2 protein-coding genes are annotated in these 16,670 nt (G+C 71.5%); both read right to left on the reverse strand.

The window, feature by feature from the left end; translation table 11 throughout:
* Nucleotides 1-5: 5 nt before the first annotated feature.
* Nucleotides 6-9,902, reverse strand: coding sequence for a type I polyketide synthase (locus tag P3G67_RS36330; RefSeq protein ID WP_276094526.1), 9,897 nt, complete (start codon nt 9,900-9,902; stop codon nt 6-8).
* Between the two features lies 1 nt (nt 9,903).
* Nucleotides 9,904-16,670 (reverse strand): type I polyketide synthase (locus P3G67_RS19170; RefSeq protein ID WP_276094527.1); only part of this gene is annotated, 6,767 nt, incomplete at its 5' end.

A 16,670-nucleotide genomic window follows, 5' to 3' on the forward strand; every position in this document is an offset into this window, starting at 1 on the left:
GCACTTCAGGGCTGATTGCTGTCGAGCGCCATATCGATCAGATGCTGCACGTCCATCCCGTCGATGTCGTCGGGGGACGCCCCCTCATCTGCGTCGCCCTGGGCAGGGGTTTGCTGGGGGTTGGCGAGTTCCAGCAGCGTTTCCAGCAGTCCGGCCTCCCTGATCCGGCCCAGCGGGATGGCCATGAGCTGCCGTCGCAGCTCGGCTTCCTGCGGGTCGGTGTCCAGCGGCTGGTCCGGGCCGCTGTCCGGGAGCAGCTCGCCCAGCAGGTGCCGGGCCAGGACGGTGGGGTTGGGGTAGTCGAAGACCAGGCTGGTCGGCAGCCGCAGGCCGGTGGCGGTGTTGAGCCGGTTGCGCAGTTCGACCGCGGTGAGCGAGTCGAAGCCCAACTCCTTGAAGGCACGGCCCGGTTCGACGGCGTCAAGGGAGTCGTGCCCCAGCGCGGCGGCCACATGCGTACGGACCAGGTCGAGCACGGTCGGCAGCCGGTCGGCGGCGGCCAGTTCGGCGAGCTGCTCGCGCAGCGCCGAGGGCCGTTGCCGCGCGGCCTCGTCGCCGGCGTCGGCGCCGCGCAGCGCGTGCCGCACCTCGGGCAGGTCGGCGATGAGCGGGCGCGGACGGGCCGCGGTGAACGCGGGGGCGAACCGGGCCCAGTCGACATCGGCGACGGTGACCGTGGTGTCCCCGCCGACGACCGCCTCGGACAGTGCCGCCAGGTTCAGCTCCGGTGCCATCGGCGGCAGCCCACGGCGCCGCAGCTGCTCCTCGGCGTCTCCCTCGGCCGCCATGCCGCCGTCCGCCCAGGGTCCCCAGGCGACCGCCGTGGCGGTGAGGCCACGGGCCCGGCGCTGCTCGGCGAGCGCGTCGAGGAACGCGTTCGCCGCCGCGTAGGCGCCCTGGCCCCCGCTGCCCCAGACTCCGGCGATGGACGAGAACAGCACGAACGCGTCCAGCGAGTCGTCCGCGAACAGGGCGTCCAGGTGGATCGCACCCGCTGTCTTCGCGGCGACGATGTTCGCGAAGTCCGGCAGTTCACCACCGGTGCCCGGCGGCTGGGAGATGCCCGCCGCGTGCACCACGGCGCGTACTGGAGTGCCGTCGGCGGCCAACTGGTCGACCAGCGCCCGAAGGGCTTCGCGGTCGGCAACGTCGCAGGCCGCGACCGTCACCGTTGCCCCCGACTCGGCCAGTTCCGCGCCGAGTTCCATAGCGCCGGGGGCGTCCGCGCCACGGCGGCTGACCAGGACGATCCGCTCGGCGCCGTGCCGGGCCAGCCAGCGGGCGACGTGCTGTCCCAGCGCGCCGGTGCCGCCGGTGACCAGCACCGTTCCGCTCGGCGTCCAGTCGGGGGTGGCGGCGGTACGTGGTGCGTGGGCCAGACGCCGCACGAAGCGACCCGCGGAACGGATCGCCCACTGGTCCTCGTCACCGCCGTCCGCCAGGGCGCCCGCGAACCGGTCGGCGGTCCGTGCGTCCAGGGCTTCCGGCAGGTCGACCAGGCCACCCCAGCGCTCGGGCTGCTCCAGAGCGATGACCCTGCCGAGCCCGGCGACCTGCGCCTGGACGGGGCTGAGCAGCCGGTCCGCGGCGCCCACCGACACCGCGCCGCGCGTCACACACCACAGCGGTGCGTCGAACTCCACGGTCTCCAGTGCCTGCGACAGCTCCGCCGTCAGCGCCAGACCAACCGGCACGGAGGGATGCTCGGGGTGCGGCTGCTCGTCCAGCGCCAGCAGTGACAGCACGCCGTCGACCGGCTGCTCGGCCGCCGCCGTACGCAACTGCTCGGCTGCCACGGCCTGTTGCACCGGGACGGGCACGATCCGTGCGCCGCGCTCGCCCAGCGCCTCGGTGACGGCGGTGATCCACGGGTCGTCGGCGAGGGCCGCCGGGATCAGCGTCAGCCAGTTCCCGGACAGTTGGTGAGGTGTGGCGTCGGGCGTCGACTTCCAGACGACGCGGTACCGGTGGCTGTCCGCGGCAGCCGCGTCGACCATGGGCTCCGGCCAGAAACGGCGGTGCTGGAAGGCATACGTCGGCAGGTCGACGCGTTGGGCGCCGGTTCCGGCGTAGTACGCCCGCCAGTCAACGGCGATGCCGCTGACGTGGGCCTGGGCCAGCGCGGTGGTCACGGTCTCGGCTTCCGAGCGTCCGGCCCGCAGTACCGGGACGAACACCGCGCCCTCCGACGTGACGCACTCCTGGGCCATGGCCGACAACACACCATCCGGCCCCAGTTCGAGATACGCCGTCACCCCCTCCGCCTCCAGCACACGGATGCCATCGAGGAAACGCACGGCCTCACGCACATGACGCACCCAGAAGTCAGGCAGGCAGATCTCCTCAGCGGTGACCAACGCACCCGTCAGGTTGGAGACGATCGGAATCCGAGGAGCCTCGTACCTCAGCCCCTCCGCCACCTTACGGAAACCCGCCAACATACCGTCCATATGCGCCGAGTGGAACGCATGGCTCACCGCCAACCGCTTGGTCTTACGACCCAACCCCTCAAACCGCCCAGCGACCGCCAGCGCCTCACCCTCATCACCAGCGATCACAACCGACGTCGGACCGTTGACCGCCGCAACACCAACCCCATCGGTCAACCACGGACCCACCTCGTCCTCCGCGGCCTGCACGGCGATCATCGCACCACCACCAGGCAGCTCCTGCATCAACCGACCACGAGCCGCCACCAACGCACACGCATCAGCCAGCGACAACACACCAGCGACATGCGCCGCGACCAACTCACCAATCGAGTGCCCAGCCAGGAAATCGGGCCTGATGCCCCACGACTCCACCAACCGGAACAACGCCACCTCAACCGCGAACAACGCAGGCTGCGTATACGCCGTCTGATCCAACAACCCCGCATGCGAACCGAACAGCACCTCATACAACGGCCGCTCCAGGTGCCCGTCCAACTCGGCGACCACCGCATCCAACGCATCCGCGAACACCGGATACGCCTCATACAACTCCCGACCCATACCAAGCCGCTGACTACCCTGCCCCGTGAACAGGAAGGCCAGCTTCGGGTCTGTCGTCCTGCCCTCGATCACACCCGCCGTCGACCGTCCCTCGGCCAGCGCTTCCAGCCCAGCCAGGAGCGCCGAGCGCTCCCCCGTCACCAGCACCGCGCGGTGCTCGAACGCCGCACGGCCGGTGGCCAGCGAGAACGCCACGTCCCTGAGGCGGAGTTCGGGGTGCGTGTCCAGCCGCGACCGCAGCCGCTCCGCCTGGGCACGCAACCCGGCTTCGTCCTTGCCGGAGAGCGCGACGGGCAGGTACGGCAGGTCAGTCTCCTTGGCTGCGGCGGCCGGGTCCTCTGCGGGTGCCTGCTCAAGGATGGTGTGCGCGTTGGTGCCACTGATGCCGAACGAGGACACACCAGCCCGTCGGGGGCGTTCCGTCTGGGGCCACTCCCGGGCCTCGGTCAGCAGGGCGATGTCACCGGCCGACCAGTCCACGTGCGGCGTGGGCTCATCGACGTGCAGCGTCCGCGGCAACACACCATGCCGCATCGCCAACACCATCTTGATGATCCCCGCCACGCCGGCCGCCGCCTGCGTGTGACCGATGTTCGACTTGATCGAACCCAGATAGAGCGGGCGCCCTTCGGGCCGGTTCTGGCCGTACGTGGCGAGCAGTGCCTGCGCCTCGATCGGGTCGCCCAGCGTCGTACCGGTACCGTGCGCCTCCACGGCGTCCACATCAGCGGCGTCAAGCCCCGCACTGGCCAGCGCCTGCCGGATCACCCGCTGCTGCGACGGACCGTTCGGCGCCGTAAGCCCGTTACTCGCACCATCCTGGTTCACCGCACTACCACGCACGATCGCCAGCACCGGGTGGCCGTTGCGCCGGGCGTCCGACAACCGCTCGACCAGCAGCATGCCGACGCCCTCACCCCACCCCGTACCGTCGGCCGCGGCGGCGAACGCCTTACAGCGGGCGTCACCGGACAGTGCGCCCTGGTGGGTGAACTCGGTGAAGTTGCCAGGAGTCGACATCACCGTCACGCCACCGGCCAGCGCCATCGTGCACTCCCCGGTGCGCAGGGCCTGGATCGCCCAGTGCAGCGCGACCAGCGACGACGAGCAAGCGGTGTCCACGGTGACCGCCGGGCCTTCCAGACCGAAGGCGTAGGCGACGCGGCCGGACATGACGCTGGCCGCGTTGCCGGTCATCACATGGCCCGCGACGCCTTCCGTCTGGTCCAGCCCGGCGTCGTAACCGCCGTACGCGGCACCGACGAAGACACCGGCCCGACTGCCGCGCAGCGACGCCGGTGCGATGCCCGCGCGCTCGAACGCCTCCCAGGACGTTTCCAGCAGCAGCCGCTGCTGCGGGTCCATCGCCAGCGCCTCACGCGGCGAGATGCCGAAGAACGCGGCGTCGAACTGGTCGGCGTCGTGCAGGAAGCCGCCCGCGAAGGCCGCCGCGTCCAGCTGCCAACCCCGGTTGGCCGGGGACGGTGTGATGGCGTCCGTACCGGAGGTGAGCAGCTGCCACAGTTCTTCCGGGGACCCGATGCCGCCCGGGTAGCGGCAGCTCATCGCCACGATCGCGATGGGTTCGTCGGCGACGGCCCCCGGTGTGACGGTGGTGGCCACTTCGGGCTGGGTGCCGAGGAGTTCACCGAGCAGGTGGTCGGCGAGGGCGGTCGGGTTCGGGTAGTCGAAGACCAGCGAGGTGGGCAGCCGAAGGTCGGTGGCAGCGTTCAGCCGGTTGCGCAGTTCCACCGCGGTCAGCGAGTCGAAGCCCAACTCCTTGAAGGCACGACCCGCTTCGACCGCCTCCGGCCCGGAGTGCCCGAGCACGGCGGCCACCTGCGTACGCACCAGGTCCAGCAACGTCCGCCGCCGCTCGGCGCCGGACAGCGCACGCAGCCGCTCGGCGAGCGGCGAACCACCACCCGCCGCGGCGGACCGCACCGTGCGCCGCCCGGGGGTGCGGATCAGGCCACGGAACATCGCCGGTACGGGACCCGTACCGGCGGCGGCGCGCACCGCGCCCAGGTCGATCCGTGCCGGAACCAGCACTGCACGCTCTGTGCGCAGGGCCGCGTCGAGCAGGGCCATGCCCTCCGCCGACGACAGCGCGCCCATTCCGCCACGGGCCATGCGTCGCAGATCGGCCTCGGACAGGTCGCCGGTGATGCCGCTGGCTTCGGCCCACAGTCCCCAGGCGAGTGAGGTCGCCGGGAGTCCCCGCGCCCGGCGGTACTGGGCGAGGGCGTCCAAGTAGCCGTTGGCGGCGGCGTAGTTGGCCTGGCCCGCGCTGCCGAGCACTCCGGCGACGGCGGAGAACAGCACGAACGCCGACAGGTCCGACCCACGGGTCAGCTCGTGCAGATGCCATGCGGCATCGGCCTTCGGCCGCAGCACCCGGTCAAACCGGTCGGGGGTCAGCGACGGGATGACGCCGTCGTCCAGCACACCGGCGGTGTGGACCACGGCGGTCAGCGGATGCTCGGCGGGGACGACGTCCAGTACCCGGGCGAGCGCATCCCGGTCGGCTGCGTCGCAGGCGACAACCGTTGCCTCGGCCCCCAAACCGGCCAGCTCGGCGACGAGTTCGGCGGCGCCCCGCGCGGCGGTGCCGCGCCGACTCAGCAGGAGCAGTCGGCGTGCGCCGTGCTCGGTGACCAGATGCCGGGCGACCAGGGCACCCAGGGTTCCGGTGCCGCCGGTGATGAGGACGGTGCCGTCCTGGTCGAGCGGGCGCGCGGCAGCCGCGTCGTCAGGCGAGAACCTGGCGAGGCGGGGGACGAACGCGGCTGCGCCGCGGACCGCCAGTTCCGATTCGAGGAGGGCCAGTGCGCCGAGGTGGGAACGCGACGGGATGTCCTCCCCCGCAACATCCAGCAGGACGAACCGTCCGGGATTCTCCGTCTCCGCGGACCGCACCAGCCCCCACACAGCGGCCTGTGCCGGATCGGCCAGCCGTTCGTCGCCGTCGACGGCCACGGCGCCGCGGGTCACGAACACCAGGCGCGAGCCGCTGAACCGCTCGTCCGCAAGCCAGCCCTGGGCCAACGCAAGCACCCGGTGCACAGCACCACGCACGGCTTCCGGCGTGGGCGTGCCCTCGGATCCGCAGGGCACGAAGACGAGTTCCGGCTCGCTCGCGCCCTCGTCAAGGGCGGTGCGCAGAGCGGTCAAGTCCGGGTACGCCACGGCCGAGTCGAGACCGAACGCGTCGGGCTCCCCCAGCACCGCCGCGGTAGGCGAGTCGACGGCGTCCGGTATCGGAAGTTCCGCCCAGTCGAGCTGGAACAGCGTCCGAGTGGCGGCCGCCTGGTCCCCGACCAGCGCGTCGACGGGCAGCGGCCGCAAGGTGAGGCGATCGACGCTGGCAACCGGTGCGCCGGTGGTGTCGGCCAGGCGCAGCGATACGGCGCCGTCGGCCTCGGGGGCGAGCCGTACGCGGAGTTCGGTCGCGCCGACCGCGTACAGCGAGACGCCGTGCCAGGCCTCCGTGGCGAGCGGAGCGGTGGTGGCGCGGCCGAGCAGGGCGGTGTGGGCGGCGGCCTCCAGCAGGGCGGGGTGCAGCCCGAACGTCTGCGGGTCGGCGTCCTGTGGCAACCGCACTTCGGCGAACACCTCGTCGCCGCGCCGCCACGCCGCCGTAAGCCCTTGGAACAGGGGGCCGCAGTCAAGTCCGGCCGACCGCAACTCCTCGTACAGCGGGGTGACTTCGAGTGCTTCGGCGTCCTTGGGCGGCCACTCGGCCAGGGTGAAGGACGGCCGGGGTGCGGTGGGGGCGAGGGTGCCGGTGGCGTGGCGGGTCCAGGGCAGGTCGCCGGAGCCGGGGTGGTCGGGGCGCGACGCCACGGTGACCGTGCGGCACCCGTCGGCGCCCGCGGCGCCCACCGCGACCTGTAGCCGTACCGCGGCGCCCTCGGCGAGGGTCAGCGGCGCGTCCAGTGTGAGTTCCGCCAGCCGGTCGCAGCCGACGTGGTCGCCGGCGCGCACCGCCAACTCCACGAAGGCGGCGCCCGACAGCAACGGTGTGCCGGACACCGCGTACTCCCCCAGCCAGGGGTGCGTCGAACGGGAGAGCCGACCGGTGAACACGACACCGTCCGAGTCGGCGAGCGGCACGGCGGCGCCCAGCAGCGGATGGCCGGCCGCCTCCAGGCCGACCGCCGTGACGTCCCCGAGCCGGGTGCCGGGCGCCAGCCAGTAGCGCTGGCGCTGGAAGGCGTAGGTGGGCAACTCGACGCGGTCCGCCCCGGTCCCGGCGAAGTACGCCGCCCAGTCCGCGGAAGCACCCCGCACATGGGCCTGGGCCAGTGCCGATGTCAACGCCTCGGCCTCGGTGCGGCCGTTGCGCAGTACGGGGACGAACGCGGCGTCCTCCGGTCGTACGACGCACTCCTGCGCCGTGGCGGACAGCACACCGTCCGGGCCGAGTTCGAGGAACGTGGTGACGCCCTGGGCCTCCAGCGTCCTTATACCGTCGAGGAAGCGGACGGCCTGGCGCACGTGGCGGACCCAGTAGTCGGGAGTGCGGATCTCCTCCGCGCCGACCAGCGTGCCGGTGAGGGTGGACACGATCGGGATGCGCGGCGCGTCGAACGTGAGCCCCGACGCCACCTCGCGGAACGCCTCCAACATGCCATCCATATGCGGCGAGTGGAACGCGTGGCTCACGCTCAGCCGCTTGGTCTTACGGCCCCGCGCCTCGAAACCAGCGGCGATCTCCAGGACCGCGTCCTCGTCACCCGCGATCACCACCGACGTGGGCCCGTTGATCGCGGCGACGCTCACGCCCTCGACCAGCAGCGGGACGACCTCGTCCTCCGCCGCCTGGACCGCCACCATCGCGCCGCCGCCGGGCAGTTCCTGCATCAGACGGCCACGAGCCGCCACCAACGTGCAGGCATCATCCAGCGACAACACACCGGAGACGTGGGCCGCCGCCAGCTCACCAATCGAGTGCCCGGCCAGGAAGTCAGGCTTCAGCCCCCACGACTCCACCAACCGGAACAGCGCCACCTCAACCGCGAACAACGCGGGCTGCGTATACGCCGTCTGGTCCAGCACATCGCGATCAGTGCCGAACAACACGCCCCTGAGCGGAAGTTCGAGCCGCTCGCACACCGCGTCCAACGCCTCGGCGAAGACGGGATAGGTCTCGTAAAGCTCCCGTCCCATCCCCGGCCGCTGGCTGCCCTGCCCCGTGAACAGGAACGCCGACTTGCCCTCGGTAGCCGTCCCTAGTGCCACACCTGGGACGACGTCACCCGCCGCCAGCGCCTCCAGCCCGCGCAGCAGCTCATCCCGGTCGGCCGCGACAACCACCGCACGCCGCTCCAGTGCGGAACGGCTCACTGCCAACGTGTAGGCGACATCGGCCAGTTCGGGGGCCGGATCGGCCGTCTTGAGGTGGGCGGCGAGCCGGTCCGCCTGGGCGCGTAGTGCGTCCGGGGTCCTGGCGGAGAGCGCCAGGGGCAGCACCGGGTGCCGCTGCGACCGCGGGTCGGGCTCCGTGGCCTCCGGTTCCGGTGCCTGCTCGATGATGGTGTGGGCGTTGGTGCCGCTCACACCGAACGCCGAGACGCCCGCCCGGCGCGGGTGGCCGCTCTCCGGCCACGGCCGCGCCTCGGTGAGCAGGGACACCGTGCCCGCCGACCAGTCCACGTTGGGCGTCGGCTCATCGATGTGCAGGGTCTTCGGCAGCACACCGTGTCGGATGGCCATCACCATCTTGATGACACCGCCGACTCCGGCCGCCGCCTGGGCGTGGCCGAGGTTGGACTTCAACGAGCCCAGCCACAGCGGCTGTTCCGGCGACTTCTCCTGCCCGTAGGTGGCGATCAGCGCCTGCGCCTCGATGGGGTCTCCGAGCGTCGTGCCCGTACCGTGTGCCTCGACGGCGTCGACCTCGGCGGCCGACAGCTGTGCGCTGGCCAGTGCCTGGCGGATGACGCGTTGCTGCGACGGGCCGTTGGGCGCCGTGAGGCCGTTGCTGGCGCCGTCCTGGTTGACGGCGCTGCCACGCACGACCGCCAGCACCTGGTGGCCGTTCTTCTGGGCGTCCGACAGCCGCTCCACCAGCAGCACGCCGACGCCCTCGGCCCACCCCGTGCCGTCCGCTCCGGCGGCGAACGAGCGGCAGCGGCCGTCGACCGAAAGGCCGCGCTGGCGGCTGAACTCCACGAAAACGTCGGGGCTCGGCATCACCGTCACACCGCCGACCAGTGCCAGCGAGCACTCACGCTGCCGTAGTGCCTGTGCCGCCCAGTGCAGGGCGACCAGCGACGAGGAGCAGGCGGTGTCGATGGTGGCCGCGGGGCCTTCCAGTCCGAAGCTGTAGGCGATCCGGCCGGACAGCACGCTGGTTGCGCTGCCCGTCAGCAGCAGGCCCTCCAGGTCTTCCGGGGCGTCCTTGAGGTCGGCGCCGTAGCCCATGGAACTGGCGCCCACGAAGACACCGGTGTGGCTGCCGCGCAGGGCGGCCGGGTCGATGCCCGCGCGTTCGAAGGCCTCCCAGGAGGTTTCCAGCAGGATCCGCTGCTGGGGATCCATCGCCAGCGCCTCGCGCGGGCTGATGCCGAAGAATCCCGGGTCGAACTCGGTCGCGCCGGCGAGGAAGCCACCGCCGGTGTTGTAGAAGGTGCCCTTCTTCTCCGGGTCGGGGTCGGCCAGGCCGTCGATGTCCCAGCCGCGGTCCGCCGGAAAGCCGGAGATCGCGTCCCCGCCCTCCGCGACCAGCCGCCACAGGTCCTCCGGCGAGCCCACACCACCGGGGTACCGGCAGCTCATCCCGACGATCGCGATCGGCTCCTGTGCCTCCGCCTCCACCTCCTGGAGGCGACGACGGGCACGGCGCAGCTCAGTGGTTACCCACTTCAGGTTGTCGAGAAGCTTCTCTTCGTTTGCAGTAGCCACGTCAGGAACGTCCGAATTCGTTGTTGATGATGTCGAAGATGTCTTCGGCCGAGGCCGATTCCAGTTCGCTGTCGTCGCCCGCGACCGCGCTCTCCGCCTCCTGCCACGTCCGGAGCAGCTTCTCCAGGCGGGCGGTGACGCTGGCGCGTTCCGCGGGGTCGTCGGTCTGGACGGAGGACAGGACGAATTCCAATTTGTCGATTTCGGCGAGCGCGGGAAGCGCCTGCGGTGCGTCGTCGCCGACGATCTCGGCCCGCAGGTGCTCGGCGAGCGCGTTGGGCGTCGGGTAGTCGAAGACGAGGCTGGCGGGCAGCCGCAGTCCCGTCACGGAGTTCAGGCGGTTGCGCAGTTCGACGGCGGTGAGCGAGTCGAAGCCCAACTCCTTGAAAGCGCGCCCCCCTTCGACCGCGGTGGCGCCGTTGTGGCCGAGCACGGCGGCGGCCTGTGTACGTACCAGGTCCAGCAGTGCCCGTTCCGCTTCGGCGCCGGAAAGCCCGGCCAGCCGGTCGGACAGCGACTCGGTCTCCTCCTGGGGGGAGTCGTCCGTGCTGGCCGCGAGAGCGTCGCGGACCTCGGGCAGGTCGGCGATCAGCGGACGCGGCCGCGCGGCCGTGAACGCCGGGGCGAACCTGGACCAGTCGACGTCGGCGACGGTCAGCGTCGTCTCGTCGCGGTCAAGTGCCCGCTGGAGTGCGGTGATCGACAGCTCGGGGGACATCACCGGCAGGCCGCGGCGGCGCAGTTGCTCCGCCGCCTCCTCGTCGGCCACCAGGCCGCCGTCCGCCCACGGCCCCCAGGCGACCGCGGTGGCCTTGAGCCCGCGGGCCCTGCGCTGCTCGGCGAGCGCGTCGAGGTAGGCGTTGGCCGCCGCGTAGGCGGCCTGTCCGCCGCTGCCCCAGACTCCGGCGATGGACGAGAACAGCACGAACGCGTCCAGCGGGTCGTCCTGGAACAGCGCGTCGAGGTGCGCCGCGCCCGCGACCTTGGCGGCCACCACTTCGGCGACCTCGGCCGGGCCGGTCTGCGCGAGCGGCGCGAACTGCCCGGCACCGGCGGTGTGCACCACGGCTGTGACGGGCGGCACCCGGTCCAGCAGCGCCGCGAGCGCCTCCCGGTCGGTGACATCACAGGCGGCGACCGTGACCTCGACGCCCAGCGCTGTCAGCTCGGCCGTGAGCGCTTCGGCGCCCGGCGCCCGCGTACCGCGGCGACTGGTGAGCACTAGGTGCTCGGCGCCGTTCCCGGCCAGCCAGCGGGCCACATGTGCGCCCAGCGCGCCGGTGCCCCCGGTGACCAGCACCGTGCCGCGCGGCCGCCATGCGCTGGCGGCGCCCACGTCGGCCCGCTCGGCGTGCGCGACACGCCGGGCCAGTACGCCCGACGTGCGCACCGCGAGCTGGTCCTCGTCGCCGAGTCCGCCCAGTACGGCGGCGAACCGTGCGGCGGTGCGCTCGTCCAGGGTCTCCGGCAGGTCGACCAGGCCACCCCATCGCTCGGGGTGCTCCAGCGCCACCACCCGGCCAAGACCCCAGACCTGCGCCTGCGCGGTGTTGCGCAGCCGATCCGACGCGGCCGTGCTGACCGCGCCCGTCGTCACACACCACAGCGGGGAGTTGACGTCCGCATCGCCCAGTGCCCGCACCAGGCTCGCGGTGAGCAGCAGCCCGGTGGGCACCGTCGCGTACCGCGGGTGCGGCCGCTGGTCCAGCGCCAGCAGGGACAGCACGCCGTGGGCGGTCTGCCCGGCGAGCGCCTCGCCCAGCCGTCGGGGCAGCGTGTCGGCGGCCACGTCGGCGGCGGAAAGGGTGATCTGCCGTACGTCCGCGCCGCGTTCGGCCAGCGCCGCGAGCGTGCCGCGTACCAGCGCGTCGTCGGCGTGGTCCGCGGGTACGATCGCCAGCCACACCCCGGAGAACCGGGTCACCGTGGGCTCGGCCAGCCGCTTCCACGTCACCCGGTAACGCCAGCCGTCCACCGTCGACTGCTCGCGCCGCTGTCGGCGCCACGCCGACAGCGCGGGAAGCACCGCGCTCAGCGGCTGATCCGCGTCGACCGCCAACTCACTGGTGAGAGAGGCGAGATCGGCCTTTTCGACAGCCTCCCAGAAGCGTGCGTCCACGGTGCCGTCCGATGTGACGTGCTCCGCCGGCCTGGCGTCGTCCAACCAGTAGCGCTGGCGCTGGAAGGCGTAGGTGGGCAGGTCGACGCGTTGGGCGCCGGTTCCGGCGTAGTACGCCCGCCAGTCAACGGCGATGCCGCTGACGTAGGCCTGGGCCAGCGCGGTGGTCACGGTCTCGGCTTCCGAACGTCCGGCCCGCAGCACCGGGACGAACACCGCACCCTCCGACGTGACGCACTCCTGGGCCATGGCCGACAACACACCATCCGGCCCCAGTTCGAGATACGCCCTCACCCCCTCCGCCTCCAGCACACGGATGCCATCGAGGAAACGCACGGCCTCACGCACATGACGCACCCAGAAGTCAGGCAGGCAGATCTCCTCAGCGGTGACCAACGCACCCGTCAGGTTGGAGACGATCGGAATCCGAGGAGCCTCGTACCTCAGCCCCTCCGCCACCTTACGGAAATCCGCCAACATGCCGTCCATATGCGCCGAGTGGAACGCATGGCTCACCGTCAACCGCTTGGTCTTACGACCCAACTCCTCAAACCGCCCAGCGACCGCCAGCGCCTCACCCTCATCACCAGCGATCACAACCGACGTCGGACCGTTGACCGCCGCAACACCAACCCCATCGGTCAACCACGGACCCACCTCGTCCTCCGCGGCCTGCACGGCGATCATCGCACCACCACCAGGCAGCTCCTGCATCAACCGACCACGAGCCGCCACCAACGCACACGCATCAGCCAGCGACAACACACCAGCGACATGCGCCGCGACCAACTCACCAATCGAATGCCCAGCCAGGAAATCGGGCCTGATGCCCCACGACTCCACCAACCGGAACAACGCCACCTCAACCGCGAACAACGCAGGCTGCGTATACGCCGTCTGATCCAACAACCCCGCATGCGAACCGAACAGCACCTCATACAACGGCCGCTCCAGATGACCGTCCAACTCGGCGACCACCGCATCCAACGCATCCGCGAACACCGGATACGCCTCATACAACTCCCGACCCATACCAAGCCGCTGACTACCCTGCCCCGTGAACAGGAACGCGGTGCGCCCGTCGGTCGCCGAGCCCTGGACCAGTGCCGGTACGGACTCGCCGCGCGCCAACGCCGCGAGGCCGCTGAGGAGTTCGGCACGGCCCCGGCCCACCACGACTGCCCGCTGCTCCAGGGCGGCACGTGCCGTTGCCAGCGAGTACCCGATGTCGGTGGCGGCCACGTCCGGATCGGCGGCCACGTGTGCCCGCAGTCGTTCGGCCTGGGCGCGCAGCGCCTCGGTGCCCTTGGCGGACAGAGTCCAGGACTGTACGGCCTGCGGCGCCGCGGAGTGCGGGGCCGCCACGTCCTCTGCGGGTGCCTGTTCCAGAACCGTGTGCGCGTTGGTGCCGCTGAAGCCGAAGGAGGAGACGGCAGCCCGACGCGGCCCCTGCGTCTGGGGCCACTCCCGGGCCTCGGTCAGCAGGGCGATGTCACCGGCCGACCAGTCCACGTGCGGCGTGGGCTCATCGACGTGCAGCGTCCGCGGCAACACACCCTGCCGCATCGCCAACACCATCTTGATGATCCCCGCCACACCGGCCGCCGCCTGCGTGTGACCGATGTTCGACTTGATCGAACCCAGATAGAGCGGGCGACCTTCGGGCCGGTTCTGACCGTACGTCGCCAGCAGCGCCTGCGCCTCGATCGGGTCGCCCAGCGTCGTACCGGTACCGTGCGCCTCCACGGCGTCCACATCAGCGGCGTCAAGCCCCGCACTGGCCAGCGCCTGCCGGATCACCCGCTGCTGCGACGGACCGTTCGGCGCCGTAAGACCGTTACTCGCACCATCCTGGTTCACCGCACTACCACGCACGATCGCCAGCACCGGATGACCGTTGCGCCGGGCGTCCGACAACCGCTCGACCAGCAGCATGCCGACACCCTCACCCCACCCCGTACCATCCGCGCCCGCCGCGAACGCCTTGATTCGTCCGTCCGCCGCCAGGCCACGCTGCCGACTGAATTCGATGAACGCACCCGGCGAGGACATCACCGTCACACCACCGGCCAGCGCCAGGTCGCACTCGCCGTTGCGCAGCGCCTGGATCGCCCAGTGCAGCGCGACCAGCGACGACGAGCACGCCGTATCCACGGTCACGGCCGGGCCTTCGAGACCGAAGGTGTATGCCAGACGGCCGGAGACAACGCTGGCCGCGTTGCCGGTGCCCAGGTATCCCTCGATGCCGTCGGGCACGGTCTGCAGGAAACTGTCGTAGTCCTGTCCGTTGGAACCGACGAAGACACCGGCCCGACTGCCGCGCAGCGACACCGGGTCGATCCCGGCCCGCTCGAACGCCTCCCATGACGTCTCCAGCAGCAGCCGCTGCTGCGGGTCCATCGCCAGCGCCTCACGCGGGGAGATACCGAAGAACGCCGGATCGAAGTCAGCGACGTCGTAGAGGAACCCACCGCCGCGGGCGTAGAACGTGCCCTGCTTCTCCGGGTCGGCGTCGTAGAGCCGCGCGAGGTCCCAGCCACGGTCGGTCGGGAACTCCCCGATGGCGTCTGCGCCGGAGGCCAGCAACTGCCACAGTTCTTCGGGGTTGCGCACACCGCCCGGGAAGCGGCAGCTCATCGCCACGATCGCGATCGGATCGTCGTCCACCGCCTGCGCGACCGGGCCGACGACGGCTGTCTGCGCACCCACCAGCTCGGACCGCAGATAGCCCGCGAGCGCGGACGCCGTCGGGTAGTCGAACACCAGCGTCGCCGACAGTTCCACACCGGTGGCGGCACCAAGGCGGTTGCGCAACTCCACCGCGGTCAGCGAGTCGAAGCCCAACTCCTTGAACGCGCGGTCCGCCTCGATGGACGCCGAACCGCTGTGCCCGAGCACCGCGGACACGTGGGTGCGCACCAGGTCCAGCAGCACGCGGTCCTGTTCCGTGCCGGACAGCCCGGCCAGGCGTTCAGCCAGCGACGACCCGCTGGCAACGGGAGCTTCGGCTTCCGCACTGGCCAACGCACGGCGCACCTCCGGCAGTTCGCCGATCAGCGGGCTCGGGCGCACGGCCACGAAGCCGGGGGCCAGCCGCTCCCAGTCGAAGTCAGAGACGGTCAGCGTCGGCTCGCCCAGTTCAACCGCCTGCCGCAGTGCGCGGATCGCCAGCTCCGGTGCCATCGGCGGCACACCGCCACGTCGCATCCGCTGCTCGATCTCGCCGTCCACCGCCATGCCCGCCGCCCAGGCACCCCAGGCAATGGAGGTGGCGGGCAGACCGTCGGCACGCCGCTGCTCGGCCAGCGCGTCCAAGTAGGCGTTCGCGGCAGCGTAGTTGGCCTGGCCCGTGCTGCCGAGCGTGCCACTGATGGAGGAGAACAGCACGAACGCCGACAGGCCGAGGTCATGGGTGAGTTCGTGCAGGTTGAGGGCGGAAGCCGCCTTCGCCCGCCACACGTACTCGAAGCGCTCGGGGGTGAGTGCGTCCAGTACGCCGTCGTCCAGCACACCCGCGGTGTGCAGCACGGCGGTCAACGGATGCTCGGCCGGGATGCCGACCAGCAGCTCCGCGAGCGCCTCGCGGTCGGCGGCGTCGCAGGCCGCGATGGTCACCTGCGCGCCCGACGCGGTCAACTCGGCTTGGAGTTCGGCCGCGCCCGGAGCGTCCATGCCCCGGCGGCTGGTCAGCAGCACGTGCTCGGCACCGTTACGCACCAGCCAACGGGCGACCTCGGCACCCAACGCACCCGTGCCGCCGGTGACCAGCACCGTGCCGCTCGGCGTCCACGAGTTGCCTTCCGCGCTGTCCTGCGGGGCTCGTACGAGCCGGCGGCCGAAGGTCCCGGCCGGGCGCACCGCGACCTGGTCCTCGTCACCAAGGCCCGCCAACGCGGAGGTGAGACGGGCGGCCGCCCGTTCGTCCAGGACTTCCGGCACGTCGACCAGACCGCCCCAACGGCCCGGCAACTCCATCGCGGCAACCCTGCCGAGCCCCCATACGGCGGCCTGGTCAGCGCTGGCCAACCGGTCGGAGCGTCCCACGCACACCGCGCCCCGCGTCACGCACCACAGCGGTGCGTCGATGGCGGCATCGCCGAGTGCCTGCGTCAGCAACGCGGTCGCCACGACGGCCGTCCGCTCGTCCAGGGCGAGCAGTGACAGCACACCGTTTGCCGGTTCGGTTTCGGTGAGGCGCGTTGCCAGTTCGGAGCGGGTTATGTGGGCGGGGTCGACGGTGAGGTGCTGGACCTCAACTCCCTTTGCGGACAGGGCTCGGGTGATGGTGGTGACCAGTTCGTCATCGGCCTTGGTGGTCGGGACCACGAGCAGCCAGGTACCGGTCAGTGCCTGCGCAGGACGGTCGGTCACCGACTTCCACGTCACCCGGTAGCGCCAGCCGTCCACCGCCGACCGCTCACGCTGCTGCCGACGCCACGCCGACAACGCGGGCAGTACGGCTTCCAGCGCACTGTCTTCTCCGGCGGCCACGTCGAGGGTCGCGGCCAGAGACTCCAGGTCCTCGCGTTCCACGGCCTCCCAGAAGCGGGCGTCGACGGTGTCGGCGGCGGGCGCGGCGGCCTGGGCCGTGGGGCTCTCCAGCCAGTAGCGCTGACGCTGGAAGGCATACGTGGGCAGGTCCACCCGGC

The sequence above is a fragment of the Streptomyces silvisoli genome (assembly GCF_029269905.1).
GTDB lineage: Bacteria > Actinomycetota > Actinomycetes > Streptomycetales > Streptomycetaceae > Streptantibioticus_A > Streptantibioticus_A silvisoli_A.